We start from the raw sequence: 24,422 nt of genomic DNA on the forward strand, positions 1-24,422 counted from the left end.
TCATTATCCGGGAATGCGGACGTCATTTTCAACTTTCGAAGCGCTTCGGGGCCACAAGGCCACCGTCCATGCAGACGCGTTTCGCAGCGCATTGGCCGATCGGTTCCTGGGGGGACTCGTCGATTTTCCGGGCCGGACGGTGCAATGCATCATGGTCCTGTCAGGCAGAGCTGTCCGCCTGCAACAGGACGAGGAGGAGACAATCATCGGGCCGGCGATCAACTGGGGCCCAAAGGACAGCCACACCCGGATCAGGGCCAAGGCAGGCAGCAACGGCGTGATCATGACGATTGGCGATAGCACGTTAAGCAACGCGATCGGGCACAATCCCGAAGCGGCCACATTGCGCCTGATGTCGGCGCGGTCCTTTACGCTGAACCTTGTGGAAAAGCCAGATATCGCACACTCACTGTCGGCCTGTTTCGACGCGATCTTCAAAGAGCTCGATGCGGGTCAGACGGGCATGGAAACCGTGATCGAGGCGCAAATCAGGATCATGTTGGTATCTCTCTGGCGCGCAGGCGTGAATGAAATGCTTGAAGACCAAAGCTACCGGACCGCGAACCTGACGCTGGAAAGGTTTCGCCATTTGGTAGAGGCACATCTGCGCGAACGCTGGCCGGTACACCAATTCGCCACCGAGCTGGGCGTTTCGCCTGATCGTCTTCATGACATTTGCACCCGCACGCTCGGCAAGCCGCCGCAGCGCCTTGTCCGCGACCGCCTTACCTTCGAAGCGCAAGCGTTGCTGCAACGCTCGCACCAGACACTAGATCAAATCGCCGACTATCTTGGGTTTCGCAGCACGTCCCAGTTCAGCGCGTTTTTCAGATCGGAAACAGGCCAGCCTCCAGGTGCTTTTCGCAAGGCAATCCGACGCAATGACATTGCAAAAAGCCAAGTAGACGTTGGCAGTTTTGCGGATTGGCCCTGAGCACACATTTTCACTTGCAGCGGGGCCTGATTCTAAAGGCCTGCTGCCTCTGAACAAATCCTTTCCCAGTTTCCATCTGCCAAGTCGGCCTGAAGATCAGAACCGTTTGCCGGGTGCTGCTTTGCGAACACACCCGCAAGATCTGGCCTCCAGAATCAGATCGTTTCATCCTCAATCCGACCCACCAAATGCCGGGATCAAGCACCTAACCCTGTTTCGAACACCCCGCCGTGCAATATTCGTTAAGGGCCGATCTGAGGCCCTGCTCCCAGATGGTGCGCAGCCAATAGTCGAACCGCGTCGAGAAGGCCTCCTGCCCGGCAAGGTCACCATAGATGCCCGTCATCTCCAGCCATGCGGCGGGGCGGCTGCGCGCGGATTTTGCCGTCTCGGTCAACTTGTCCCACATCGGATCGTTGGGCTCGATCACGCTGCCATCCTCGCGCGTGCCTTCGCACATCCGCGCCCAGCACGCTTCGACCATGGCCAGACCGTCCATCGGCAGCCCCGCTGCCAGCGCCCGGCGCACCAGCGGCAACACGAAACCAGTGTGCCGCGCACTGCCGTCAAAAGCGACACGTCGGGTTGTATCCTCGATCTGCGGATTGGAGAACCGCGCCGCAATCAGATCGACATAAGCCACCGGGGTCATGTCCGGCACCGGTGCGACATGGGGCACGATTTCGCGCAGCGCGACTTTGCGAAACAGCCCGCCCACCTGGGGATCGTCCATGCAGGCAGAGATTGTGGGGATCGACAGAACCTCGCCCGCATTGGCGATCACCTGATGTCCGGCGTTCAGGATACGGATCTTCATGGTTTCATAGGCGTGGACATCGTTCGAAAATATCGCCCCTGCCCGGTCCCAGTCGGGCCTGCCCGCGCAGAAATAATCCTCCATCACCCATTGGCGGAAATTCTCGTGGCAGACGGGTGCCGTGTCGTCGATGCCCAGCGCGCGGGCCTGGGCAATCTGGGCCGGGCCGGTGGCGGGCACGATGGAATCGACCATCGAATTGGGAAAGCTGCAATTGCTGTTGATCCAGCCTGCAAGCTCCGGGTCCTGCATGCCGGCCAAACCGACGACGGTATGGCGCAGAATGTCACCATTGCCCTGCAGGTTGTCGCAGCTTTGCGCGGTAAAGGGACCTGTGCCTGCCTCGCGGCGCAGGCGCAGGGCCGCCACAATCGCGCCGAAGGCCGTGCGCGGGCTGTCCGGGTTCTGCGCGTCATGCAGGATATCTGCATGCATGGCATCAAAGGCCTTGCTGACCGGATCAATGTAATAGCCCCCTTCGGTCACTGTCAGGGCCACGATGCGGATGTCGGGCTGCGCCATGCGCGCGATGAGGGGGCCATTGCCCTCTTTGATGGGCACATACTCGATCATTGCGCCCACGACCTCGGCAGACTGGGACGTGGGTGACAATTCGATCAGCGTTGTCAGGTAATCTTGTTCGGCCAGACGCAGCCGCATCGCCTCGTCATAGGGGCGCACCCCGGCACCGACAATCGCCCAGTCAAGTGCCGCGCCCTGTTGCATCAGGCGGTGCAGATACCATGCCTGATGCGCCCGGTGGAAATTGCCCACGCCGATGTGGACAATGCCCGGCGTCAGGGCGGCTCGGTCATAGCTGGGCCGCAGGATGTCATCCGGCAGGTCGGGCAGCGTTGCATTGGACAGTTTCATGTCAGCTCATCCATTGTCCGCCATCCACGTTGTAGGTCTGGGCAACGATGTAATCGGCCTCGGAGGAGGCCAGAAAGACAGCCATCCCGGTCAGATCCTCGGCGCGGCCCATCCGACCGAATGGCACGGCTGCGCTGACTTCGCGCTTTTTCTGGCCCGGTGCCTTGTTCTCGTATTTGGCAAAGAAGGCATCGACGCCGTCCCAATGTTCACCGTCCACCACGCCGGGCGCGATGGCGTTCACGTTGATGCCATGTTCGATCAGGTTCAGCCCTGCGGACTGGGTCAGGCTGATGACTGCCGCCTTGGTGGCGCAATAGACCGCGACAAGGCTCTCGCCGCGGCGACCGGCCTGGCTGGCCAGGTTGATGATCTTGCCGCCGCCACCTTGCGCAATCATCTGCCGTGCCACCGCCTGCAGGGTGAACAGGCAGCCCGACACGTTGATGTCAAAGGCACGCTGGTAGTCCTCGCGGGTAATCTCGACGATCGGTGCCGCGGTAAAGATCGCGGCGTTGTTGATCAGAATGTCGATCCTGCCGAAATGGGCGACGGCCTGAGCGATACCGGCGTCGATGCTGGCCTGATCTGTCACATCCATCGCCACGGCGCAGGCGTTTTCGCCCATCGCCGTGGCTGTCTGCACTGCTCGGTCGTTGTCGATATCCGCGATCACCACCTGCGCGCCTTCGCGCAGATAGGCTTGCGCGAAGGCTTGTCCGATACCCCGCGCCGCGCCGGTGATCAGCGCGGTCTTTCCTGCCAGTCGGTTCATGCGATCCGCAATCCTGCTGTGTCAAAGCGGTGGATTTCATCCGCGCGGGGCGCGAGGTGGATCTTATCGCCATGGGTCAGGCTGACGTCACCAATGGCGCGGACGGTCAGCGTGTCGGCCAGCCCGGTGTTGTGGATGTGGAAGAACGTGTCGGAGCCAAGGTGTTCGGCCACGCCAACGGTGCCCTGCCAGGTGCCGCCGCTTTCGACCACGTCGATATGCTCGGGCCGGATGCCGATGGTATGGGCGTCGTGCTTGGCCGCTTCCTCGCCGGTGATCAGGTTCATCCTGGGCGAGCCGATGAAACCCGCGACAAAGGTGTTGCGCGGGGCGCGGTAAAGCTCAAGCGGGCTGCCAACCTGTTCGATCACACCCGCTTGCAACACCACGATCTTGTCGGCCATGGTCATCGCCTCGACCTGGTCGTGGGTGACGTAGATCATCGTGGTGGCCAGCTTCTTGTGCAGTTCGGAGATTTCCATCCGCATGCCAACGCGCAGGGCGGCATCGAGGTTTGACAGCGGTTCGTCAAACAGGAAGGCCGCCGGTTCGCGCACGATGGCGCGGCCAATGGCGACACGCTGGCGCTGGCCGCCCGACAGCTGGCCGGGGCGGCGGTCGATATAGTCGGCCAGGTTCAGCACCTGCGCTGCCGCATCCACGCGCTTGTCGATCTCGGCCTGGTCCATCTTGGCCATCTTCAGCGGAAAGGCGATGTTCTTGCGCACCGACATATGCGGATAAAGCGCATAGGACTGGAACACCATCGCCAGCCCGCGCCGTGCAGGAACCACATCCGTTGCATCGCTGCCGTCGATCTCGATATGGCCGGTGGTGATGTCCTCCAGCCCCGCGATCAGACGCAGAAGGGTCGATTTACCACAACCCGAAGGGCCCACGAATACGGTGAATTCGCCATCCTTGATGGTCAGGTCCAGCGGCGGGATGACCTGCACATCGCCAAAGGATTTCGTCACCTGTTTAAGTTCAATCTGTCCCATATTCCCGGTTCCCTATTTCACGGCGCCGAAGGTCAGGCCCCGGACGAGTTGTTTCTGGCTGAACCAGCCAAGGATGAGGATTGGCGCGATGGCCATTGTCGATGCGGCGCTGAGTTTGGCGTAGAACAGCCCTTCGGGGCTGGAATAGCTGGCGATGAAGGCAGTCAGCGGTGCCGCCTGTGCTGCGGTCAGGTTCAATGTCCAGAACGCCTCGTTCCAGGCCAGGATGAAATTCAACAGCAGGGTTGAGGCAATGCCGGGGATCGCCATCGGTGTGAGCACATAGAGGATCTCCTCCTTGAGCGTGGCCCCGTCCATCCGCGCGGCTTCCAGGATTTCGCCGGGAATTTCGCGGAAGTAGGTGTAGAGCATCCAGACGATGATCGGCAGGTTGATCAGCATCAGGATGATGACCAGCGCCACGCGGTTGTCGAGCACGCCCAAACGGATGCACAGCAGGTAGATCGGGTAAAGCACCCCTACCGCCGGCAGCATCTTGGTCGAGAGCATCCACAGCAGGATGTCCTTGGTCCGTTTGGACGGAACAAAAGCCATCGACCACGCCGCCGGCACCGCGATGATGATGCCCAGAAGGGTCGAGCCACCCGCGATGATGATGGAGTTCCACAGGAAGCGGCCGTAGTTCGACCGCTCCATCACGGTGCTGTAATTCTCGGTGGTCCAGTCAAAGAACAGGAACAGGGGTGGATCGCTGATCGCCTGGGCTTCGGTCTTGAAGCTGGTCAGGATTGTCCAGAGAATCGGGAAGAAGATCAGCAGCCCGATGATCCACGCGATTGTGGTATTGATCGTCTTGCGCTGTGTCGTGACGGAACGTGCCATTTGTGGCCTCCTCCCTCAGGTATCAAGGTTCTTGCCGACGATGCGCATCAGGAAGATGGCAACGATATTGGCAAGGATGATGGCATAGACACCGCCCGCAGAGCCCAGACCGATGTTCTGGCTCTCCAGCACGCGCTGGAAGATCAGATAGGACAGCGTGCGGGTGCCGAAGGCGCCGCCGGTGGTGACGAAAATCTCGGCAAAGATCGCCAGCAGAAAGATCGTCTGGATCAGCAGCACGATGGTGATCGCGCGGGAAAGATGCGGCAGGGTGATGTAGAAAAACCGTGCAAGGGGCGATGCGCCATCCATTTCGGCGGCCTCAAGCTGTTCGCTGTCCAGCGACTGGATTGCGGTCAGCAGGATCAGCGTCGCAAAGGGCAGCCATTGCCAGCTGACGATCAGGATGATCGACGGGGTCGCCGCGTTAGACAGCCAACTGACCGGGTCCGCCCCGAAGAACCGCCACAGATGGGCAAAAAGCCCGTTGGTGGGGTCCATGAAGATGTTCTTCCAGACCAGCGCCGAAACGGTGGGCATGACAAAGAAGGGTGCAATTACCAGGATGCGGACAACCCCCTGCCCCCACATCGGCTGATCCAGCAGGATCGCCAGCAGGACGCCAAGGGCGATGGTGATGGCCAGGACACCGGCGACGATAATCAGCGTGGTCGAGACGGCGGGCCAGAAGGAACTGGAGGTGACAAAGCGAACGTAGTTGTCAAAACCGGTCCAGCCCTGGTCACCGCCACGCAGCGGCAAATAGGTTCGGAAAGAGAACCACAGCGTCATCGTGAGAGGCACCAGCATCCAGCCCAAAAGCAGGATCACGGCGGGGGCCATCATCAGTCTGGCGGCGGATCGGGAAGCCTTGGTCGCCATGGGATACGTCTCCTTGTTTGACGAAACGCCGGTTCAGGCGTCCGGTGCTTGGACGTGGATGAAATTGCGGCATTGATCAAAGACCACGGGGCGGGCGATGCGCCGCCCCGTGGGTCGGGTCATCGGCTTACCGATACCCGGCAGCTTCCATCGCTTCGTTGGTGATGTCCTGCGCCTTGGCCAGTGCTTCCTCGACGGTTTGCTGACCGGCATAGGCGGCCGAGAACTCCTGGCTTACCTCGGTCGCGATACCGGCAAATTCGGGGATCGCGGCGAACTGGACACCGACGTAGGGCACCGGATCGACGGTCGGGCTTTCCGGGTCAGCCGACAGGATGCTGTCCAGCGTCATCTGCGCGAAGGGCACTTTCTGGTATTCGGGGTTCTCGTAAAGCGACTTGCGCGCGCCCGGCGGGACATTGGCCCAGCCTTCGTTTTCGGCCACCAGTTCGATATAGTCCTTGGAGGTTGCCCATTCGATGAATTGCTTGGCTTCGGCTTCCTGCTGCGTGCCGGCGGGGATCGCAAGAGCCCATGCCCAGAGCCAGTTGGACCGCTTGCCCAGCCCGGTATCGGGTGCCAGCGCAAAACCGACGCTGTCGGCGACGGTGGAATCATTGGCGTTGGTCACGAAGGAGGCCGCAACCGTGGCGTCGATCCACATGCCGCATTTGCCTTGCTGGAACAGCGACAGGTTTTCGTTGAAGCCATTGGTCGCATAACCGGCAGGGCCGGAGGCATCCATCATGTCCTTGTAGAAGTTGAGCGTGTTCGCCCAGGCCTCGGTATCGAACTGGGCATTCCAGTCCTCGTCGAACCAGCGCGCACCAAACGAATTGGACATCGCGGTGATCAAGGCACCACCCTCGCCCCAACCGGCCTTGCCGCGCAGGCAGATGCCGTTGATTTCATTGTCGCGGTCGGTCATTGCAGCGGCGGCTTCGGCGATGAATTCCCAGGTCGGGGCTTCGGGCATTTCCAGCCCGGCCTTTTCCATCAGATCCGTGCGGTACATGATCATGGAGCTTTCGCCGTAGAACGGTGCTGCATAAAGCGTGCCGTCATGGGACAGGCCCCCTGCCATCGCGGGCAGGATGTCGTCGACGTCATATTCGGCGGACAGATCGTCAAGCGGCACCAGCCAGCCCTGTGCGCCCCAGATCGGGGTCTCGTACATGCCGATGGTCATGATGTCGAACTGGCCACCCTTGGTGGTGATGTCCGTTGTCACGCGCTGACGCAGGACGTTTTCCTCCAGTGTCACCCACTCCACGGCGATGCCGGTCTCTTCGGTAAATGTATCGGTATAGCCCTGCATCCGGATCATGTCGCCGTTGTTGACGGTGGCAATGGTGATGGATGGGCTGTGGCTGTCTGCATATGCGCTGCTGGCTGCGATCAGCCCAAGCGCGGTTGCAGCACAAAGCGTGCTCTTCAAAGACATCCGTTATCCTCCCTGGTTGGACGTTCTGATCCGAGCCTATGGCAGAGATGTACGCGACGTCAACAAAAATTTATCGCGCGTAAACTATTTGCACATCACGCGGAGTCTCTCAGGATCAGCCTGCCTTCCAGGCGCGTGCTGCTCCAGGGGGTCACCTCCCCGTTGATCGCCGCGAACAATGCATCGGAGGCGGCTTTGGAAACAGCATCATAGGCATGCGAAATGGTGGTGAGCGGCGGACAAGTATAGCGCGAATGCGGATGACCGTCCTGCCCCGCGACGCGTACGGCACAATCGGGCCCACGCCCCACGGTCACACCCTTTTCATAGCAGGCCGTCAGCAGCCCGATGGCCAGCCGGTCATTGCTGCACAGGATGGAGTTTGTGGGGAAAAGCCCCTCGGAAAAGGCGGTGTGCCCCCCCAGACGCCCGATTTCCTCAAAATCCCAGCCATCGCCTTCGACAGAGATGACATGGGGCTCGTGACCAAATTCTGCCATCGCATCCAGATAACTCTGGCGGCGGCGGTGGGCATTCGGGTTGGTCGGGCGCTTCATCTCGAAAAAGCACGGCGGCTCACCGGTGCGGCAGAGGTAATCGGTGATATGGGCTGTGAACTGGATATTGTCCGAACCGACAAAGGCGAGGCCCAACTCGCCCACGTTGCTGTCAAACAGCAAGGTTGGCACATCCGCGCAGAACCGTTCCAGCGCACCACGATCAGAGGCGCGGCCCAGCGGGGCCAGCAGGACACCGGCGGGCCGGATCGCACGCAGGGAATTCAGCACATCCGTCTCATGCGCGGGATCGCCATGGGAGCTGAACAGCGTGGGGTGATAGCCCGCCTCGATGCAATGGCGTTCCAGCTTGCGCGCGATCTCTGCAAAATAGGGGTCCGTCAGCAGGGGCACCACGATGCCGACATTCTTGGTCAGCTTGCGGTTCTGGTTCATCGCGTAAAGGTTTGGCCGGTAATCGTATTTCTCGATTGCCGCTTCGATCTGTGCGCGGGTTGACGCCCGGACACTTTCGGGATCGTGAAAGTACTTTGAAACGGTTGGCCGGGAAATGCCGCTGACGGCAGCGAATTCCTCCATGTTCCTGATTGTCCTGGTCGACATGTGGCCCTCGCAGTATTTTTACACCTGCAACCATGACTTTCCGCGCGGAAAGTATCAACCTTTCTTTGCGAATAAGCCATGCCTTCCTCCGCGGTCTGCCGGTTCAGCATGCCGGGGCACCAAAGGGGGATGCAAAAAGGCTTTGCCGTTACTGCAGCAGGATCGGTATCTGGATCGGTCCGCGAAAGCCAAAGCCTTTCCAGATCACATCATCCCTGTCAGGGATGCTCATCTTCGGGAAGCGGTCGAACAGCATCGGCAGCATGATCTGCCCCACAGCCCGGCGGGCGACGTGGGTGCCCTGGCAGAAATGCGGCCCGTTGCCAAAGGCCTGATGCGGGGCCTTGTCGCGGTAGACGTTATAGTTTTCGCCGTCTTGATAGATGTCTTCGTCCCGGTTGGCGCTGGCCTGAATGGTCATCACGGTATCGCCTTTTGGGATCGTGTATCCGCGCAATTCGGTGTCCTGCGTGACCAGCCGCGATGAGGCCTGGATCGGCGCGACCCAGCGCACGCCTTCCTCAAAGGCCTGGTCCCAGTGGTCATTCCTGCGGACCTCTGCCAATTGGTCCGGGTGGGTCAGCAGGCCATAGAGGATGGTATTGAGCGCATCGCGCGGCTCGTTGATACCGCCACCGATGGCGATCTTGATGTTGGCATATATCTGCTTTTCCTCGATCGGATCATCGGCATTCAGCATCACCGAGAACGCCGAATTGTCCGGCTCGGCGCGGTGCCGGTCCTGGATGCTGTCGAGCAGCGCATGGATCTGCGTATTGGCCCGGTCCGCGCGTTCAAAGGGCGCATCGGCCCAGCCGAAATTACCCGCCCCTTCAATCAGCGCCTGCGACCATTCCATCATGTCCTCGTCCGAGGCTTCGGGCATCCCCAGCAGGATCGCCAGCCCCCGCGCGGCATAGGCCCCCGACAGGACCGCGAAAATATCCACAATCTCGCCGCGCGGCAGACGCGCCACGTATTCCTCGGCGATCTTCACATATTGCGGCATCCAGTCGTTCTTGATCACCTTGGGCGAAAAGGCCGGGGCCATCGCCATCCGCTCGCGCTTGTGATCCTCGCCATCCTTGCGCATCAGCGTATGCGACCAGAACGCCCGCTTCATCGGCGTGTTGGGATCGTCGGAGCTGAAAATCTCGGGGTTGTCTTTGACGTATTTCGTGTCTTCCGCCTTGGTCAGCAGGGTGCGCCCGGCGGACTTGACCCGCAGCACCGGTGCCTCCGCACGCAGGCGGCGGTAGATCGGGTAAGGGTCGCGATCAAGCTGCGCCAGCGTGATGCTTTCGTCCAGTGGGGCAAGCGTAGGCATTGTGAAACTTTCTCAGGCAGGAAAGACGCAGGTGCCGGGGCACCCGCGCCATGACCCCCATGTTATTCGCAAGTGAAGCTTTCCGCCATCCCCTCGTCGCCACCGGTGTAGCGCGCGACAGTTGGCGCAGGGCACAGCGGGCGCGAGATGTCTGCCATCGCTTCGGGCAGATCGCGGTTCGACGCCCGCGCCGTTGCGGTCACGGCCTGCGGTTCTGTGCCGTTTTCAACCCATGCGACCAGTTCCGCGAACATGTCGAAGCCTTCGACCGCAGGGCCACCCGAACAATGGGTCATGCCGGGCACGGGGTAGAACCTGGCAAAGGCTGCCGCCTTGCCTGCATTGTTGGAATCCAGCTTGCTGTACCAGTTGGCGGTGTCGTTGACGGAAAATACCGGGTCCGAGACGCCGTGAAAGACGATCATCTTGCCACCTGCATCGCGGAAGGCTGCCAGTTCGGGGTTGTCCGATCCGGGTGGGGTCATCACCTCCATTGCCGATTCAGGGTAGGCTTCGCTGGTGGCATAGATTTCCGCCGCGCGGGTGGACAGGTCAAAGTCCTTGAGGAACTGTTCCAGCGTGTCGGGGTCGCCCGCCACTTCGGTTGGTGGCGTGGTGAAGACCTGTGCCAGCGATGACGCGCCCATCACCGCGATGATCGGTTTCTTGCCCCAAGGCGGGATCGGGCTTTCCAGTTTCCAGAACCGCCAGCCGCCGCCCGCGATCCCGGTGTCCCAGGGGAAATCGCTGTAGACCGGGGTGCCGCCATCTGGCGTGCCTGCATGAATGATGTCCAGTGCGGTGACCTGTTCGGGCGAGAGGCAGGCCGAGTTCTGACCGTCGGTGCATTGCAGGGCGGCGCTGTCAAAGCTGGCCTGACAGGCGGCGGTGTCCATCACCAGTCCGTCTTGCAACCCGTCCAGCGCGTCACATGCTGCAAGGACACCATTCGCCACGGTTTGCAGATCGTCCGGGCTGAAAGCGGTGGCCAGATCGCCGGTGATGGCGGTCAGGGCCTGCACATCAACCGCATGTTGCAGCGCCGCCTTGGGCAGGTTGTAGCCCGGCGCGCCGGCCAGCAGACCGTCGAAAGCCTCTGGCATACGCGATGCCGCAACCAGCGCGTGCCGCCCGCCGTTGGAGCAGCCCACACCATAGCTGTGGCCGATCCCGGCCCCATAGAAGGCCTCGACGATCTGACGGGCCAGCGGGTCCAGCACCGCGACGGCCTTGTAGCCGTACATCTGCCGCGCCTCGAAATCGAAGCCAAAACGCGCGCCGCCCGCAAGGCCCGCATCCGCGACAGCCTTGCCGTCATGGCCAGCATCCGAGGAGACCACCGCAAAGCCGCGCGCCAGGGGGGTCTGCTCACCCGTACCAGCGCCCATGCCGCCGGTGGCCGGTTTCACTTCACCGTCGTTGCCGCCGTTGAACTGGTGGACATAATCGCCGTTCCAGACCTCCGGCAGGGCCAGCTCGAACCGCAGCGCATAGGCGCGCCCGTCGGTGCCGGTGCGTTCGGCAGTGGTGGCACGGATGCGGCATTGCGCGGCGGGGTTGTCATCGCCCGCGGGCACTGCGGCCACATCGGTAAAGGTGACACCGCTCAGGCCCAGTGCCTCGGGCGTAAGCCCGTCACACTGCATTTGGGCCGCAGCCAATGTGGCCGTTCCGCTCAACAGCGCGGCTGTTCCTATGGTTTTCAACATCACAATATTCCTCCCAGAGTGTGTGATTTGTTATTCTTCACGACGCGCCCGCGCCTCAGCCGGTTTCTCCCAACAGACGCAGGGCGTTTTCCTTCAGGATCAACGGGCGCACCTCGTCCTTGAACGGGGCCGCCTCGAAATCCGCCAGCCAGCGGTCGGGCGTGATCGCGGGCCAGTCCGAGCCGAACAACATCTTCTTTTTCAGGATCGAGTTGGCATAGCGGATGAAGGTTTCGGGGAAGTATTTGGGCGACCAGCCGGACATGTCGTAATAGACATTCGGCTTGTGCTGGGCGACGGACAGACCTTCCTCGGTCCAGGGGAACGAGGGGTGGGCGAGGATGATCTTCATGTCGGGGAAATCCACCGCCACATCGTCCAGGTACATCGGGTTGGAATACTTCAGGCGCATTCCCATGCCGCCCCGCATGCCCGACCCGACGCCGGTCTGGCCGGTGTGGAAAAGGGTGATCACGCCCTCTTCGGCACAGGCTTCCAGCACCGTATAGCAGGCGTCGCGGTCATTGGGGTAAAAGCCCTGCATGGTGGGGTGAAACTTGAACCCGCGCACACCGAACTCGCGCACCAGACGGCGCACTTCGCGCGCTCCGGCCTTGCCCTTGTGCGGATCGACAGAGGCAAAGGGGATCAGGATGTCGTCATTCTCTGCGCAGATCTGCGCGACTTCTTCGTTTGAATAGCGGCGAAAGCCTGTCTCGCGCTCCGCATCGACGGGAAAGATCACCGCAGCGATGTTACGCTCGCGGTAATAGCTGGCGGTATCCTGCACCGTGGGCAACATGCCTTCGGCACCGGCGGGATTTTTGAAGTAAGCCGCCATGCCGGCCTGAAACTCGTTATACCCATCGTCGCGGTGGTCACAGCAGGGCTCTTCTGCATGGGTGTGAAAATCAATCGCCTTCACCTTGCTGAAATCGACCATCCTGTTTGCCTCCCCAAAACCGTTGATGTTAAAAACCGCTATACAAGAAAACTGTTAATCTGTACAACATAAATCTAGGACAGGCAGGAGGGGGAGATTCCGATGCAGGATAGCCAGAAAACCGGCAAGGCCACGCGTGTGGAGATTGACGGCGATATCGCCACGATCATTTTCGACCGCCCTGACAAGCGGAACGCGATGAACGACGCGTTGGTCGGCGACCTCGATGCGTTTTTCTCCAACCCGCCCGAAGGTGTGAATGCCGTCATCCTGACGGGTGCCGGGGGACATTATTGTTCCGGCCTGGACCTGGCCGAGCATGAACAGCGTGCGCCGATCGCGGGAGTCTACCATTCGCGCAACTGGCATCGCGTGGCCGACCTGATCGAGTTCGGCCCCCTGCCCGTCATTTCCGCCATGACCGGGGCGGTGATCGGCGGCGGTCTGGAAATCGCCACATCGACCCATGTGCGCATCGCGGAGCCCGACGTGCGGTTCCAACTGCCCGAGGGGCGGCGCGGTATTTTTGTCGGGGGCGGGGCGACCGTGCGGGTCAGCCGTATCATCGGTGCCGACCGGATGCGCGAAATGATGCTGACCGGCCGCAACTACGGGGCCGAGGAAGGTCTGGCGATGGGACTGGCGCATTACTCTGTCGGCGCGGGAGAGGCGCTGCCACTGGCACGCAAGCTTGCGCGGAAAATAGCAGACAACGCGCCGTTTTCGAATTACCTCATGATACAGGCGATCTCGCGGATCGGCGATATGTCGCGCCACGACGGCCTGTTCACCGAAAGTCTTGCGGCAGCCATGTCGCAAACCTCGGACGGAGCGAAAGAGGGCCTGCGCGCATTTCTTGAGAAGCGCGAACCAAAGTTCAGATAGCGCCCTGCCGGGAAGTGGAGACCCGGTAAGGCGATGACAGAAAACAACAGGGAGGAAGACCATGAAAAGAAGAGAATTTCTGAAAACGACCGCTGCCGGCACGGCCATGATGGCCGCCATGCCCGGCGTTGCACTGGCCCAGGAAGTAACCCTGCGGCTGCACCAGTTCCTGCCCCCCGTGGCAACAGTGCCCGCAAGGATCCTCAAGCCCTGGGGCGAGCGTCTGGCAGAGGCCTCTGACGGCCGCCTGAACGTGCAGCATTTCGATGCGATGTCCCTTGGCGGGCGTCCGCCCGAGTTGATGGACCAGGCGCGCGACGGTGTCGTGGACCTGTCGATGACGGTTGTCGGCTATACGCCGGGCCGCTTCCCGCGGACCGAAGTCTTTGAGCTGCCGTTCATGATGACCAGCCCCGTCGCCACATCGCTGGCGTTTTGGCAGATGGTCGAAGAGGACTTCCAGTCCAACGAATATGCCGACTTCAAGGTGCTGGGTGCCTGGGTTCACGGACCCGGCGTGATTCACTCCACCGATCCCATCGAAAAGCTGGAGGACATGAAGGGCAAGACCGTGCGCGGCCCTACCCGCGTGATCAACGACATGCTGTCCGAACTGGGGGCCACCCCGGTCGGCATGCCCCTGCCCGCAATCCCGGAGGCGCTTTCGAAAGGTGTCATCAACTCGACCGTGATCCCCTGGGAAGTCACCCCGGCGGTCCGTCTGACGGAACTGGTGTCGAACCACACCGAATTCTCCGGGGCGGAATCGCTTTATACCGCGACCATCGTGCTGGTGATGAACAAGGCGAAGTATGACGCCTTGCCCGATGACCTCAAGGCCATCCTTGACGCGGAATCCGGCGCCAAACTGTCGGAATTCGCTTCGCAGATAATGTGGGACTACGACGCACCGGGACGTGAACTGGCGGTCAAGAACGGCAACAACATCATCCAGCTGGGCGAAGCCGAAGTCGCCCGCTGGAAGGAAGCGGCCCAGCCGGTGATTGAACGCTGGGTGGCCGACCTGGATGGCAAGGGGATCGACGGGCAGGCGCTGATCGACCGCGCCAAGGCCCTGATCGCCGAAAAGACAACCTGACGTCATGAACTGACATCAGAGGGCCCTCGGGCCCTCTGCTTCTATGGGGAAGTGGCTGATGTACGCGGCAAGTTACAAAATGGCTGATATCATCGCGCGGGGGCTGGCGTTTGTCGGTGGCGGCATCCTGATCCTGATCACGCTGATCACCTGCGTGTCGATCATCGGACGTGCCTTTGTGCCGCTGGATATTGGCATCGGCCCGATCCGGGGCATTTATGACATCACGGAAATCGGCATGGCAGCGGCGATCTTTGCCTTTCTGCCCTGGGCCCAACTGCATGAAACACATGCGCGGGTCGATCTGTTCCAGGCGTTCATGCCGGGCGGATTCGACCGGGCACTGGATCTGCTTTTCAACATCGGCATGGCCATTATCGCCGCAATTGGCACCTGGCGGCTCTACCTCGGGATGCTGGACAAACTGTCATACGGCGAAACCACATTGATTGCGCAGATTCCGGTCTGGCAGGGCTTTGCGGCCTCGCTGGTCGGGGCAATCGGTTTTGTGATCGTGGCAATCTTTTGCATCTGGCGGTCGGTCCGCAGGCTGGCCGGCATGGAACAACAGGAATAGAAATGTCGAACTTTGAACTCGCACTCTGGTCGTTTCCCGTCCTGCTGATCCTGGTATTCCTGCGCGCGCCCATTGCTCTGGCGATGATTGCGGTCGGGGTTGGCGGGACCTATCTGGTCATCGGCACGCCGATGATGACACTGAACCAGCTGAAGACGCTGACCTATGGCACGTTTTCAAACTATTCCTTTTCGATCATTCCGCTGTTCCTGCTGATGGGCCAGTTCGCCACGCTGTCGGGCATGTCGGCCTCACTGTTCAAGGCCGCAGAGAGCTTTCTGGGCCACCGTCGCGGCGGTGTCGCGATGTCAGCCGTGGGGGCCTGCGCGGGCTTCGGCGCGATTTGCGGGTCGTCGCTGGCGACCGCCGCCACCATGGGCCAGGTCGCCCTGCCAGAGCTGCGCCGCTATGGCTATCCCGATTCACTGGCCACCGGCGCGCTGGCGGCAGGCGGGACGCTGGGCATCCTGATCCCGCCCTCGGTGATCCTGGTGATCTATGCGATCCTGGCCGAACAGAACATCGAGAAGCTTTTTGTGGCCGCCCTGATCCCCGGCATCCTGGCCGCCATCGGCTATATGATCGCCATTTCGATCTGGGTGCGCGTGTCGCCGAACTCTGCCGCTGTACGCAACCGGGTGCCATGGGGGGAACGCATGGTGGCCCTGGGCAAGGTCTGGCCGGTGATCACCATTTTCGTCACTGTTGTCGGCGGGATCTATGCGGGCATCTTTACACCTACCGAAGCCGCTGCCGTGGGGGCCGCAGGGACCGGGCTGGTCGCACTGGTATCGGGCGAGATGTCATGGGACCGCCTGCGCGAGGCAGTCCTGACGACGGCGGGCTCCACTGCGATGATCTTTCTGATCATCCTGGGGGCCGGCATCTACAACAACTTCCTGTCGCTGACGCAGCTGCCGCAATCGGCCTCGATCTGGGTCGGGGAACAGGGGTTTTCGCCCTGGTTCGTTTTGACCATCGTGCTGCTGATGTATCTCGTTTTCGGCTGCGTGATGGATTCGCTGTCCATGGTGCTACTGACCGTTCCGATCATCTTTCCCATCATGATGGTGCTGGACTTTGGCATGTCGGCCAATGACTTCGGCCTGTGGTTCGGCATTCTGGTGCTGATCGTGGTCGAGGTGGGGCTGATCACGCCACCGGTCGGGATGAACCTGTTCATCATCAACTCGATGGCAAAAGGCACCCCGATTTCAGAGACCTACAAGGGTGCCCTGCCCTTTGTTGTCACCGACATCCTGCGCGTGGTGATCCTCGCCGCCTTCCCGGCGATCACGCTCTGGCTGGTGTGGTTCATCGACAGCTTCGGCTGAGGCAAACCGCGCGCGGGGTATGGCCCGCGCGCGTGGCGGCTGCTACCACGGCGGGCAACAGCCCCCAGGCAGGTCCGGCCATGTCCCGAAAACTGATCTTTCCGCTCTACTACGCCGCGATCCTGTTTCAAGCGGGAGCCTACGGGCTGACCTTCATGCTGCCCCGGCTGTTCGACAGCTTTGGCGCGAACGAAAAGGTCGTGGGCACGATGCTGCTGCTGACCACTGCCGCCACGGTGATCACGGTCTATTTCTCCGGCCATCTCTCGGACCTTCTGGGTCGGTTGCGCACGCTGGGCATGGCCTGTATCGCCATCTCCGCCTCCCTGTTCCTCTATGGCACTGTGCCGGGCGTCGGTGCGGGGCTGGTGGCGGCAAGCCTGCTTTTGGGCTTTGGCTGGGGCCTGACCTATTCGCTGGGTCCCATCGTCATGTCCCGCCTCGTGCGCGCGGATGAACGGGTGCGTTACTTCACCCTTCTCTCGGTCTTTGTGATGGCCGGGTTCGGCTTTGCCCCGGTGATCGTCTCGGCGATGGAGGATGCAGGCTTTGCCATCCGCGACGCATTCTTGCTAAATGGGACCCTGTGTCTTGTGAGCGCGGCCCTGTTCTTTGCGCTTGACCGTCCGATCAAGGCGCAGGCGGTGAATGCACGGCCCGAAGCGCCCTCCCGCATCACGCTTGCAGCGGTCGCCGGGGTGCTGCGCTCGCCCGCGCGGCTGCCGGTCTTCATGGTCTTCCTGGGGGCCAGCATCTTTGCCGGGTTGAATAATTTCCAGACGGTCTTTGCCGATGCGCGGGGGGTGGACTACGCTTGGTTCTTCCTGAGCTACACGCTGACATCGGTGATTTTCCGGCTGGTCATGGCGCGGTTCACCGGGGGGCCAAACCCATATATGACCATTGCGCTGCTGCAATGCCTGATGTGCGCGGGGCTCGCGCTGTTTGTGGTCAGCGGCGACAGCCTGCCGCTTTATATCCTTGTCGCCGTGTTGTTCGGACTGGGCTACGGCGTGTCCTACCCGGTGCTGGTGGCCATGGCCGCCGATGATGCGGATGACGATCTGGGCGCGCAGACGTTGCAGTTGTTCGCGCTGACCTATTTCATCGGGATCTTCGGCTTTCCGCTGATCGCGGGCTGGATGATCGTGGAGGTCGGCACGATGCCCCTGCTGATCCTGATCACCCTGCTGGCCGTGGTTGAGGCCGGGCTTGCTCTGCGCCGGGGTCTGGCACGGCGCAGGGCGGCAAGCGCCCTGGCCTGAACGGTCAGACCGAGATCACATCCGCGCCCGCATCATCGGCATAGAGGCGTTCGATCAGGTCGGCATTGTTCGACCGCATGGCGCGCTGGTTAAGGGACCCTTTTTCCGTAACCTCGCCCCTGTCAAAGCTTGGGGCATCCAGCAGGACAACCGCCCGGCGCACCCGCGCGGCTGAGCCTGTCGCGGCCTTGGCCGCCTGGGTCAGTTTCTCGCGCAGGGCAGCGCGCAGCTCGTCCGCCCCCATCGCTGTGCCCTTGTCCGACAGCAACAGCAAGGCACCGAGTTCGGCCTCGTTCTCGCCCGCGATCACGGCATCCCGCACAAGGCCGCCCATGGCATCGACCAGGGCCGCGCGTACCGCGCCGACCGCGACCCAGGTGCCGGTGGTCAGCTTGAAATTCTCGGCGATGCGCCCGTCAAAGAAGAACCCTTTGGCATAATCATCCGGGTCGGCAGGCCGCAGCGCGTCGCCAAAGCAATAGAACCCTTCCTCGTCAAAGGCCTCTGCCGTCTTGGCGGGGTCACCGTAGTACCCCGGTGTGATCGTCGGACCCTTGAGCCGCGCCTCCAGCTTGCCGCCGTTGGGCACCAGCTTCAGGGTAAGCCCCAGCGACGGCACCCCGACATTCCCGGATTTTTCCTGCACCTCGGTACAGGCCAGCGCGAAGGGGGCGGTTTCGGTGGCCCCCAGCCCGGTGGCCAACAGCACCTCGCGCCCTGTCGCGTTGCGCCCGGCGGCGCGCAGGCGGTCCCAGGTCAGCTGCGCCATCCCCGCGCCCGCATAGAACATCATCCCGAGATCGCGAAAGAAGCTCTGCGCCAGGGCCGGGTCGTTTTCCAGTTCAGCAACCAGCATGTCGTAGCCGACGGGTACATTGAAATACCAGGTGCAGGAGACATCGCGCAGGTTGCGCAGCGTCTCGTCGAACTTGCCCGGCACCGGACGACCATCGTCGATATAATAGCTGCCACCATTGGTGGTCACCATGTAGAAAACCTTGTTGCCTGCCGCAGTGTGGTTCCAGGGTGCCCAGTCCAGCACGACCGGCGGCTTGCGCGCCAGGAAGCGATAGCAATCGCGGATCATCGCCTGGCTGGCGCAGATCATGCGGTTGGTGTTGATCACCGCCTTGGGCGAGCCGGTGGAGCCCGAGGTGAAGAGGTATTTCACCACTGTCTGATCACTCAACGCGGCACGCGCGGCCTCTGCCCCGGAGGGATCACCGGCCAGAAGGTCATCAAAGCTGACCGCGCCCTGTCCGGCGTTACGCAGGGCAATGACCTGCCGACCTTCCTCAGCGATGGCGCTGAACGCGGGCGCAAAGGCATCCCCGTCATCGGCATAAAGCGCGCCGGGTTTCAATGTCGCCGCAATGTCCCGGAGCTTGGCGTGGTCTTTGGAGACCAGTGCATAGGCGGGGGAAACCGGCGCATAGGGAATGCCGACATAGGCACAGGCCATGCCCAGCAGCGCATGTTCCAGGCTGTTTTCCGACAGGATCAGCAGCGGCCTGTCCGGCCCCAGCCCCATCGCCAGCAGGGATGCCCCGATGGCGCGGATCTGGTTGCGTGCCGTGCCGTATGAGATGCGCCGCCAGTCGCCGCCTTCGTGGCGTCGGGCAATCCATGTCCTGTCCGGCGTGGCATCCGCCCATTTGTCAAAGTAATCCGCCAGCGTCGCCTCGAAGGCACCCAGTTCGCCGCGCTGGCGCATCAGGATGGTCCCGTCATCGCGGGTTTCATAGTCGAAGTCAGGCTGCCAGAAGTCCGATGCGTTCAATCCGGTCTGAGTGCTCATTTGAAAGTCCTGTCCTTACCGCGGGGCCATGCGGATGCCGCCATCGAGGCGGATCACCTCGCCATTCAGCATCTTGTTCACGGTGATGTGGTTGACCATTTCAGCGTATTCCTGCGGATCGCCAAGGCGAGAGGGGAACGGCACCTGCGCGCCAAGCGCGGTCTGCACCTCTTCTGGCAATTCGTGCAGAAGCGGTGTCAGGAACAGCCCCGGTGCCACGGTACAGACGCGAATGCCCTTGTCGGCCAGGTCGCGGGCCATCGGCAGGGTCATGCCCACGATGCCGCCCTTGGACGCCGAATAGGCCACCTGCCCGATCTGCCCGTCAAAGGCCGCGACCGAAGCGGTGTTGACAATCACGCCGCGGGCGCCGTCATCATCCACCGGGTCGGCCGTAACCATGCGCGCCGCCGCCTGAGAGGCGCAATTGAAGCTGCCCATCAGGTTCACCATGATGGTTTTCTGAAACAACCCCGGATCATGGGCCGCCCCGCGCGAGACGGTTTTGGCCGCCCCGCCGATACCCGCACAGTTCACCAGCACACGCGGCACGCCAAAGGCCGCCTCTGCCGCCGCGATGCCCTCTGCCACAGAGGCCGGATCAGAGACATCCACCCGGCTGAACCCGCCGCCGATGCGGGCGGCATGCGCCTCGCCCTGTTCGGTGTTCAGATCGAACAGCATCACCTTCAACCCGGCCTGTGCCAGGCGGGCCGCCGTCGCCGCACCCAGTCCGGACGCGCCACCGGTGACAATCGCGGCATGGCCGCTCCAGTCCTGCAATGTCATTCCACCTCTCCCTTCGATCTGATTTTGCGCAGCAAGTTGATCAACACGCGTTGCTCTGCCGCAGAGAGGTCGGCCAGCAGCGCCTTTTCATGGGCGCGCACTGTCGCGACCGCCTCTGCATAGGCGCTGCGCCCCTTCTGCGTCGGCACCAGTGCCTGAACCCGCCGGTCCCCCGGCACGGTTGCGCGCGACAGATACCCCAGCCCTTCCAGCTCATCGACGATGGCCACGAGGCCCGACCGTTCAATGCCCAGCCTGCGGGCCAGTTTGCTCTGCGAGATATGGGGGAACTGAACAACCAGCGACAGGGCCGAAAAGACACGCGGTGCCAGCGAATCCTGCCCAAGTGCCTCGCGAAAATCGGCCTGAACGATCACATAGGCACGTTTGAGGTTATAGCCGACAAACTGTTCAAGGTCGGATATGACGTGTTCATCATCCTGGTCCACCTCCTGGACCTTTGCCCCTGCAGCCATACTGCGCACCTCCCCTGTTTGCTTGGGGGAAGTTTACAGGATATTGTTTATCTGGTAAACAGTTTAATGAGATAAGGATCGCCCCGATGAACCTTCCTGACCCCAGACTGGAGCATGCCTGCGACCTGACCGTGGAACTGGACCCGATCCGCGAGATGGGACCGGGCCGGGCCGGTCAACGGCGGATCATCCCGATTGTCGGCGGCACGGTCAGCGGCCCGCTGCTGCAAGGCAAACTGCTGAACCTCGGCGCGGACTGGCAGACCATCTTTGCCGACGGTCTGGCCGAACTTGATACCCGCTATGCAATGGAAACCCACGACGGGGCCACGATAGAGATCGTGAACTACGGGCTGCGCCATGGCCCGCCGGACGTGCTGGCGGCGATCATGCGGGGCGAACAGGTTTCCGCTGACAACTATTACATGCGCACCCATGCGCGGCTTGAGACCGGCGACACCCGATATGACTGGGTGAACCGGACCCTGTTCGCAGGCGTCGGCGCGCGGCACCTGCAACAGGTTCATATCCGCCTTTATGCGATCAGATAGGCGTTGCGGGCCGGTTCTCAGGGCTTGGTGGGGCGTGCAGCCAACCCCGCGTCGCGCATCTGTGACAGGGTCATGCGGGGCGTCAGCGCCTCTGCCGAGACGTTCAGATCCAGCACTGCGCCGGTGGTCGAGGCCAGCGCCCGGTCGAAGGCCGCGTTGAAATCGGCGGTGGTCTCCACACTTTCGGCGTGGAACCCATAAGCCCTGGCAAGGGCGGTGAAATCCGGGTTCACCATGGTCGTGCCGGATACGCGTTCGGGATAGTGGCGCTCTTGGTGGGCGCGGATGGTGCCATAGATGCCGTTGTTCACAATCAGCACGATGGGCTGTGCGCCCGCCTGCGCGGCACTGGCCAGTTCCTGACAGTTCATCTGGAAATCCCCGTCGCCCGCGAAACAGACCACGGTACGCTCCGGGTGCGCAACCTTGGCCGCGATGGCCGCAGGCAGGCCGTATCCCATCGCCCCCGACTGCGGGGCCAGCAGCCGCGCCTTGGGGCCGAACTTGAAGAACTTGTTGGGCCAGACGGTGAAATTTCCCGCCCCGTTGGTCAGGATCGCATCCTCCGGCAAAACCTCGCGCAGATAGGCTGTCGCCATGGCCATATCGACGGGCGACGGCTGCTCAGGCGCGTCAAAGCCTGCCTCCCATGCCGCGCGACCTTTCGCGCGCCACTCGGCCCAGCCGCCCTTGACCGGGGTCAGTGCAGCGGCAAAGGCGTTTGGCCCCGCCGTGATGCCAAGTGCCGGGATGTAAATCTTGCCGATTTCCTCGCTTGAGCCGTGAACATGGATGACCTTCTGCTTCGGATGCGGCACGTCCAGCAGCGTATAGGCGTCTGTTGTCATCTCGCCAAAGCGGATGTTGATCGCAAGGATCGTGTCGGCCTGCGTGATCAGGTCCTTGACATGGGCGGGCATGCCGACACCGGCCTCGCCGCAATAGACGGGTGAGTGGTTGTTGAAACGATCCTGGAACCGGAATGCCGCGACCACGGGAATGTCCGATGCTTCGGCAAAGCCTTCCAGTGCGGCGCGGCCCGTGTCGGTCCAGTTGCAGCCCCCCGTCAGGATCAGCGGACGTTTTGCGGCGGACAGCATCATCAGCGCCTTGTCGATCCCGGCAGGCGTCGGGGCCGGCTCCTCGATCAGGGCGGGGGCCGTCAGGGGGGCCACATCCGACAGGCTGGTCAGCATGTCCTCCGGCAGGGCCACCACAACCGGGCCGGGACGGCCCGTGGTGGCCATGGTCCAGGCCCGCGCGAGGATTTCGGGGATGCGGTCCACATGGTCGATCTCGACCGCCCATTTCGCCAGCGGGCCAAAGAACGCACGGTAGTCAACTTCCTGAAACGCCTCGCGCCCGCGCATGTCGGTGCCCACCTGCCCCACGAAGAGGATCATCGGCGCGCTGTCCTGAAAGGCGGTATGCACCCCGATGGAGGCATTGGTCGCCCCCGGCCCGCGCGTGACCATGCAGATGCCGGGACGCCCCGTCAGCTTGCCCCAGGCCGCAGCCATGAAGGCAGCGCCACCTTCGTTCCGGCACAGGACGAAATCGAATTTTCCGCCGGTGTCATGCATCCCGTCCAGCACCGCCAGATAACTTTCTCCCGGCACGCCAAAGCTTTTGGTCGCGCCCAGCGCCACCAAGCTTTCCACCAGCAATTGTCCCCCGTGTCGTGCCATGATGCGCCTGTCCTTTCCGCTTGATCGCGATTCCCCGAAATTGCCCCCAAGCTGCCTGCAAAGCCGCGCCAGCGAAACCGCGAAATACCGAAGGTGCCGATAAAGGCCCCGCAGGAAATCGCGGAACCTTTCGGTCGCGCCCCGTGTTGAGTCAGCAGTGCCTTGCATCTGCCCCTGCCGGAGACCCCATTGGACAACCTGACTTCGATCCGACGCTCCTTGCAGTTCCTGGTGCTGGTAGCCCTTTTTGGCACCTGTTACTTCGCTCGCGATCTGATCCTGCCCATCATGCTGGGTTTCCTGCTGGCGCTGACCCTCAGCCCGCTTGTCAGGGGGCTTTACCGCGCCGGTATTCCGCATGCGGTTTCGGGGACGGTGCTGGTGTCACTGACCGCCCTCCTGATCATCATCATTGTCGGCGGATCAGCAGGCACCGTCGCGGTCTGGAGCGATGAATTGCCCAGCATGGGCGCAGAGATCCAGCAAAAGCTGCGCATGATGACAGATGCGGTCGAAGGTGTGCGCACCGCCACCGAGGAAGTCGAAAAGATCACCAAATCGAAAGACGCAAGTCCCGAGGTGATCGTGCAGCAACCGGGCCTGCTGGACACCGCATTCGATACGGTCACGCAGATCGGCGCATCGCTGATCGTGACGCTGATCCTGGCGGTGTTCCTGCTGTCCTCGGGAGAGCTGTTCTACCTGAAGATGGTGCAGGCCTTTCCCACGATGGCGGGCAAGAAGCGCATCCTGACCACGGTCTACAACATCGAACGCCGCGTCTCGCGCTATCTGTTGACCATCACGCTGATCAACGCCGGTCTGGGGCTGGCGCTTTTTGCCTATCTCAGCGCGCTTGGCATGCCGCAGGCCTATGTCTGGGGGATCGCCGCCTTCCTGCTGAACTTTCTGCCCTATCTTGGCGGCATCATCGGCTCCGTGCTTGTCGGGGGTTTTGCCATCGTGACCTTTGACAGCGTCAGCTATGCGCTGCTGGCCCCGCTGGGGTACATGGCGCTGACCAGCATCGAAGGTCAGGTCCTGACGCCTTTCCTGGTCGGCAGGCGGCTGGCGATGAACACGGTCGCCGTGTTTCTGACGGTGGTGTTCTGGGGCTGGCTTTGGGGCATTCCGGGCGCATTGGTGGCGGTGCCCTTTCTGGTGGTCTTCAAGGCGGTCTGCGAGAATTTCGAGCCGCTGCACACCATCGGGCTTTTCCTGTCCTCCGAGGACAGGAAATTGCCCGACCCCGATGAAGAACCGGATGCAGCCTGACGGCCCTTACCCTGCC

Annotated in this window: 22 protein-coding genes; 8 read left to right on the forward strand and 14 right to left on the reverse strand. The window is 62.0% G+C overall.

Translation table 11 applies throughout. The features are described 5' to 3' along the window. The first annotated feature begins 13 nt into the window (after positions 1–13). Positions 14–934: a helix-turn-helix domain-containing protein gene (locus A8B82_RS12485; RefSeq protein WP_067292816.1), complete on the forward strand. Its 921-nt coding sequence runs from the start codon at positions 14–16 to the stop codon at positions 932–934. A gap of 205 nt (positions 935–1,139) precedes the next feature. Here A8B82_RS12485 and A8B82_RS12490 read toward each other — a convergent pair whose 3' ends face one another. The 10 genes from A8B82_RS12490 to A8B82_RS12535 all read right to left on the reverse strand — a co-directional run bounded on the left by A8B82_RS12490 (position 1,140) and on the right by A8B82_RS12535 (position 12,669). Continuing rightward, on the reverse strand, positions 1,140–2,624 hold the full coding sequence (locus A8B82_RS12490) for a mannitol dehydrogenase family protein (protein WP_067292819.1): 1,485 nt from the start codon (positions 2,622–2,624) through the stop codon (positions 1,140–1,142). 1 nt (position 2,625) lies between these two features. Beyond that, entirely contained in the window at positions 2,626–3,399 is a 774-nt protein-coding gene (locus tag A8B82_RS12495) for an L-iditol 2-dehydrogenase (protein ID WP_067292821.1), read from the reverse strand. Next, positions 3,396–4,400: an ABC transporter ATP-binding protein gene (locus tag A8B82_RS12500; protein ID WP_067292824.1), complete on the reverse strand. Its 1,005-nt coding sequence runs from the start codon at positions 4,398–4,400 to the stop codon at positions 3,396–3,398. The genes A8B82_RS12495 and A8B82_RS12500 overlap by 4 nt, the downstream gene beginning before the upstream one ends. A gap of 12 nt (positions 4,401–4,412) precedes the next feature. Next, positions 4,413–5,243, reverse strand: a complete 831-nt coding sequence (locus tag A8B82_RS12505) for a carbohydrate ABC transporter permease (RefSeq protein ID WP_067292826.1) — start codon at positions 5,241–5,243, stop codon at positions 4,413–4,415. Between the two features lie 15 nt (positions 5,244–5,258). Further along, on the reverse strand, positions 5,259–6,125 hold the full coding sequence (locus tag A8B82_RS12510; protein WP_067292828.1) for a carbohydrate ABC transporter permease: 867 nt from the start codon (positions 6,123–6,125) through the stop codon (positions 5,259–5,261). Positions 6,126–6,252: 127 nt separating this feature from the next. Continuing rightward, complete coding sequence (locus tag A8B82_RS12515) at positions 6,253–7,569, reverse strand: ABC transporter substrate-binding protein (protein WP_067292831.1); 1,317 nt, start codon at positions 7,567–7,569, stop codon at positions 6,253–6,255. A gap of 95 nt (positions 7,570–7,664) precedes the next feature. After that, positions 7,665–8,690: a LacI family DNA-binding transcriptional regulator gene (locus A8B82_RS12520; protein WP_067292834.1), complete on the reverse strand. Its 1,026-nt coding sequence runs from the start codon at positions 8,688–8,690 to the stop codon at positions 7,665–7,667. 148 nt (positions 8,691–8,838) lie between these two features. Beyond that, positions 8,839–10,017: a cytochrome P450 gene (locus A8B82_RS12525; protein WP_067292836.1), complete on the reverse strand. Its 1,179-nt coding sequence runs from the start codon at positions 10,015–10,017 to the stop codon at positions 8,839–8,841. A gap of 62 nt (positions 10,018–10,079) precedes the next feature. Continuing rightward, a complete protein-coding gene (locus tag A8B82_RS12530; protein ID WP_082899282.1) occupies positions 10,080–11,726 on the reverse strand; it encodes a tannase/feruloyl esterase family alpha/beta hydrolase in 1,647 nt (548 codons plus the stop codon). Between the two features lie 55 nt (positions 11,727–11,781). Continuing rightward, positions 11,782–12,669, reverse strand: a complete 888-nt coding sequence (locus A8B82_RS12535) for an amidohydrolase family protein (RefSeq protein ID WP_067292842.1) — start codon at positions 12,667–12,669, stop codon at positions 11,782–11,784. A gap of 102 nt (positions 12,670–12,771) precedes the next feature. On the opposite strand from A8B82_RS12535, the gene A8B82_RS12540 reads away from it, so the two are divergent. The 5 genes from A8B82_RS12540 to A8B82_RS12560 all read left to right on the forward strand — a co-directional run bounded on the left by A8B82_RS12540 (position 12,772) and on the right by A8B82_RS12560 (position 17,829). Beyond that, the gene (locus A8B82_RS12540; protein WP_067292845.1) at positions 12,772–13,554 is read left to right on the forward strand and encodes a crotonase/enoyl-CoA hydratase family protein; all 783 of its coding nucleotides are present in this window, start codon (positions 12,772–12,774) and stop codon (positions 13,552–13,554) included. 61 nt (positions 13,555–13,615) lie between these two features. Continuing rightward, the gene (locus A8B82_RS12545; RefSeq protein ID WP_067292847.1) at positions 13,616–14,653 is read left to right on the forward strand and encodes a TRAP transporter substrate-binding protein; all 1,038 of its coding nucleotides are present in this window, start codon (positions 13,616–13,618) and stop codon (positions 14,651–14,653) included. Between the two features lie 79 nt (positions 14,654–14,732). After that, the gene (locus A8B82_RS12550; protein WP_235604685.1) at positions 14,733–15,230 is read left to right on the forward strand and encodes a TRAP transporter small permease; all 498 of its coding nucleotides are present in this window, start codon (positions 14,733–14,735) and stop codon (positions 15,228–15,230) included. Positions 15,231–15,232: 2 nt separating this feature from the next. Then, a complete protein-coding gene (locus A8B82_RS12555; protein WP_067292850.1) occupies positions 15,233–16,564 on the forward strand; it encodes a TRAP transporter large permease in 1,332 nt (443 codons plus the stop codon). An 80-nt stretch (positions 16,565–16,644) separates the two neighbouring features. Then, entirely contained in the window at positions 16,645–17,829 is a 1,185-nt protein-coding gene (locus A8B82_RS12560) for an MFS transporter (protein ID WP_067292852.1), read from the forward strand. A gap of 4 nt (positions 17,830–17,833) precedes the next feature. On the opposite strand, the gene A8B82_RS12565 is transcribed toward A8B82_RS12560, so the two are convergent. From A8B82_RS12565 to A8B82_RS12575, 3 genes are read right to left on the reverse strand one after another with little or no spacing between them, the layout of a single operon-like run. Further along, positions 17,834–19,627, reverse strand: a complete 1,794-nt coding sequence (locus A8B82_RS12565) for a feruloyl-CoA synthase (RefSeq protein ID WP_067292855.1) — start codon at positions 19,625–19,627, stop codon at positions 17,834–17,836. A 15-nt stretch (positions 19,628–19,642) separates the two neighbouring features. Next, entirely contained in the window at positions 19,643–20,416 is a 774-nt protein-coding gene (locus A8B82_RS12570; protein ID WP_067292858.1) for an SDR family NAD(P)-dependent oxidoreductase, read from the reverse strand. Next, positions 20,413–20,892, reverse strand: a complete 480-nt coding sequence (locus tag A8B82_RS12575; protein WP_067292859.1) for a MarR family winged helix-turn-helix transcriptional regulator — start codon at positions 20,890–20,892, stop codon at positions 20,413–20,415. The genes A8B82_RS12570 and A8B82_RS12575 overlap by 4 nt, the downstream gene beginning before the upstream one ends. An 86-nt stretch (positions 20,893–20,978) precedes the next feature. On the opposite strand from A8B82_RS12575, the gene A8B82_RS12580 reads away from it, so the two are divergent. Next, entirely contained in the window at positions 20,979–21,443 is a 465-nt protein-coding gene (locus tag A8B82_RS12580) for a DUF3237 domain-containing protein (protein WP_067292862.1), read from the forward strand. 17 nt (positions 21,444–21,460) lie between these two features. Here the strand turns inward: A8B82_RS12580 and A8B82_RS12585 are convergent, their stop codons facing one another. Further along, positions 21,461–23,131, reverse strand: coding sequence for a thiamine pyrophosphate-binding protein (locus A8B82_RS12585; RefSeq protein ID WP_067292924.1), 1,671 nt, complete (start codon positions 23,129–23,131; stop codon positions 21,461–21,463). A 189-nt stretch (positions 23,132–23,320) separates the two neighbouring features. On the opposite strand from A8B82_RS12585, the gene A8B82_RS12590 reads away from it, so the two are divergent. Then, positions 23,321–24,406, forward strand: a complete 1,086-nt coding sequence (locus tag A8B82_RS12590) for an AI-2E family transporter (protein ID WP_067292864.1) — start codon at positions 23,321–23,323, stop codon at positions 24,404–24,406. Positions 24,407–24,422: the final 16 nt, after the last annotated feature.

This window comes from Sulfitobacter sp. EhC04, assembly GCF_001650875.1.
In the GTDB taxonomy this organism is placed as follows: Bacteria; Pseudomonadota; Alphaproteobacteria; order Rhodobacterales; family Rhodobacteraceae; genus Sulfitobacter.

Coding starts and splice junctions, on each gene's coding strand:
- A8B82_RS12535 (WP_067292842.1), bottom strand. CDS start 12,669: ATGGTCGATTTCAGCAAGGTGAAGGCGATTGATTTTCACACCCATGCA.
- A8B82_RS12545 (WP_067292847.1), top strand. CDS start 13,616: ATGAAAAGAAGAGAATTTCTGAAAACGACCGCTGCCGGCACGGCCATG.
- A8B82_RS12580 (WP_067292862.1), top strand. CDS start 20,979: ATGAACCTTCCTGACCCCAGACTGGAGCATGCCTGCGACCTGACCGTG.
- A8B82_RS12485 (WP_067292816.1), top strand. CDS start 14: ATGCGGACGTCATTTTCAACTTTCGAAGCGCTTCGGGGCCACAAGGCC.
- A8B82_RS12495 (WP_067292821.1), bottom strand. CDS start 3,399: ATGAACCGACTGGCAGGAAAGACCGCGCTGATCACCGGCGCGGCGCGG.
- A8B82_RS12565 (WP_067292855.1), bottom strand. CDS start 19,627: ATGAGCACTCAGACCGGATTGAACGCATCGGACTTCTGGCAGCCTGAC.
- A8B82_RS12570 (WP_067292858.1), bottom strand. CDS start 20,416: ATGACATTGCAGGACTGGAGCGGCCATGCCGCGATTGTCACCGGTGGC.
- A8B82_RS12490 (WP_067292819.1), bottom strand. CDS start 2,624: ATGAAACTGTCCAATGCAACGCTGCCCGACCTGCCGGATGACATCCTG.
- A8B82_RS12500 (WP_067292824.1), bottom strand. CDS start 4,400: ATGGGACAGATTGAACTTAAACAGGTGACGAAATCCTTTGGCGATGTG.
- A8B82_RS12520 (WP_067292834.1), bottom strand. CDS start 8,690: ATGTCGACCAGGACAATCAGGAACATGGAGGAATTCGCTGCCGTCAGC.
- A8B82_RS12540 (WP_067292845.1), top strand. CDS start 12,772: ATGCAGGATAGCCAGAAAACCGGCAAGGCCACGCGTGTGGAGATTGAC.
- A8B82_RS12510 (WP_067292828.1), bottom strand. CDS start 6,125: ATGGCGACCAAGGCTTCCCGATCCGCCGCCAGACTGATGATGGCCCCC.
- A8B82_RS12585 (WP_067292924.1), bottom strand. CDS start 23,131: ATGGCACGACACGGGGGACAATTGCTGGTGGAAAGCTTGGTGGCGCTG.
- A8B82_RS12530 (WP_082899282.1), bottom strand. CDS start 11,726: ATGTTGAAAACCATAGGAACAGCCGCGCTGTTGAGCGGAACGGCCACA.
- A8B82_RS12515 (WP_067292831.1), bottom strand. CDS start 7,569: ATGTCTTTGAAGAGCACGCTTTGTGCTGCAACCGCGCTTGGGCTGATC.
- A8B82_RS12555 (WP_067292850.1), top strand. CDS start 15,233: ATGTCGAACTTTGAACTCGCACTCTGGTCGTTTCCCGTCCTGCTGATC.
- A8B82_RS12550 (WP_235604685.1), top strand. CDS start 14,733: ATGGCTGATATCATCGCGCGGGGGCTGGCGTTTGTCGGTGGCGGCATC.
- A8B82_RS12505 (WP_067292826.1), bottom strand. CDS start 5,243: ATGGCACGTTCCGTCACGACACAGCGCAAGACGATCAATACCACAATC.
- A8B82_RS12525 (WP_067292836.1), bottom strand. CDS start 10,017: ATGCCTACGCTTGCCCCACTGGACGAAAGCATCACGCTGGCGCAGCTT.
- A8B82_RS12560 (WP_067292852.1), top strand. CDS start 16,645: ATGTCCCGAAAACTGATCTTTCCGCTCTACTACGCCGCGATCCTGTTT.
- A8B82_RS12575 (WP_067292859.1), bottom strand. CDS start 20,892: ATGGCTGCAGGGGCAAAGGTCCAGGAGGTGGACCAGGATGATGAACAC.